Here is a 1,419-nt window from a genome sequence, read left to right as displayed (position 1 = left end):
GGAGCTGATGCCTTTGTAGATGATCATCAAAATCTTGTTTTTGTTTTATATGGACAAGGCTATCGAGCCGAGGGAAAAGAGGGAATACTTACAACCCAAGTAACTGTAAAAGCTTATGATGAAGACAAGCAACCGATTAACTTCGCAAATTTATTAGATTCCTTAATCGTCTCAGAATATCAAATGGAACCGAATCTTTGGGAGGTCTCTCATGATTGATCTCTATCTAAGTAAAAATAGCCAAAGAAATCAACTTCTTTTGGATTTCTTTCAAAAGTATGGCATAGAGGTCACTCCTCATTCTATTTCTGAAATGACAAAGGACAAATTAATTGAAATGATGAGCTATTCTTCAGATTGTTTTGAGTTTTTATCTCCTAATTTATTACGATTTAAGAACCGTGACAATCTAAGATTAACGGATTTCGTTGAGATGATTTTAAAAAATCCTGAACTAACCATCAGACTTCCTCTTGCGGTTTCAAATAAGCGGGTTTATCCGAATCTGAATTTGGAAGAGGCTAGAGCTTTATTGCCAAGAGATACGAAACAATTGATTTATATGGCACAAACACATTATTTATCTAACTAAAGGAGAAGCAATATGGCTGAACGATTTTGGGAGAACTTGTCCATTATTTTAGCTGAAAGAAATATCAGCTGGATTGAGTTAACCAGAAAAATGTTTGCGGGAGAGTTTCACTATCCAAGTGAATTGAATCGTTTGTATCAAAAGATTCGTCACTACAAGATGGAACAACGAATGCCTCAAAGTCCATGGGTAGAAAGGATTGTGCAGGTATTAGATTTAGATTATGAAGATTTATTTCGGAGGTAACTATGAAAAGAATAATTCCAGTTTATATATTCCAACAAGTAAATGTCCTATTGGTATCTCTATACTTACTGAAATTTTTTTGTATCGGTGAGTTAACTATACTACAGATTCTCTATGGTGCGTCGCTCATTTCTTTTTTATGGATGTATGGTCAACGAAAACAAGTGGCCAAGGTCAATATGGAAACTAGGATTAAATGGCTTGGTATTGGATTCGTTAGCCTACTGATTATAAGTCTATGTTTTAGCTTAATCCATGCGCAAGGAAGCGCGAATCAAGCAAACTTAATTGTCCTACAACATCAGGTTCCTTGGTTTTCATTTTTATTGTTCTTAATCAATGCGAGTATGGTTGAAGAATTTATGTATCGAGAAATTTTATGGAACTTGGTTAGAAAATTAGATATTCGAGTTGCTTTGACAAGTGTTTTATTTTCCTTAGTACATCATCCAGGAACCATTCTAGCTTGGTGTTTATATGTTTCACTTGGGATGTTTTTAGGGATGGTGCGCTATAAATCTGACTTATGGGGAAGTATGGGTTTACATTTGGTGTGGAACCTACTAGTTTATAGTTTGCTG

4 protein-coding genes are annotated in these 1,419 nt (G+C 35.0%); all 4 read left to right on the top strand.

The annotated features are described in order from the left end of the window. Window positions 1-219: hypothetical protein (locus QM956_RS10510; RefSeq protein ID WP_414302513.1), on the top strand; the 219-nt coding region annotated here is incomplete at its 5' end. Further along, complete coding sequence (locus QM956_RS10505) at window positions 212-592, top strand: thioredoxin domain-containing protein (RefSeq protein WP_000566537.1); 381 nt, start codon at window positions 212-214, stop codon at window positions 590-592. The genes QM956_RS10510 and QM956_RS10505, both read left to right, overlap by 8 nt. A gap of 12 nt (window positions 593-604) precedes the next feature. Continuing rightward, window positions 605-838: a hypothetical protein gene (locus QM956_RS10500; RefSeq protein WP_000840776.1), complete on the top strand. Its 234-nt coding sequence runs from the start codon at window positions 605-607 to the stop codon at window positions 836-838. A gap of 2 nt (window positions 839-840) precedes the next feature. After that, a partial coding sequence (locus tag QM956_RS10495) for a CPBP family intramembrane glutamic endopeptidase (RefSeq protein WP_414302512.1) occupies window positions 841-1,419 on the top strand: 579 nt, incomplete at its 3' end.

The organism is Streptococcus mitis, assembly GCF_047460035.1.
Classification (GTDB): Bacteria; Bacillota; Bacilli; order Lactobacillales; family Streptococcaceae; genus Streptococcus; species Streptococcus mitis_DW.
The sequence above is the reverse complement of the archived record's forward strand: the minus strand, read 5'-3'. Positions and strand labels throughout refer to the sequence as shown.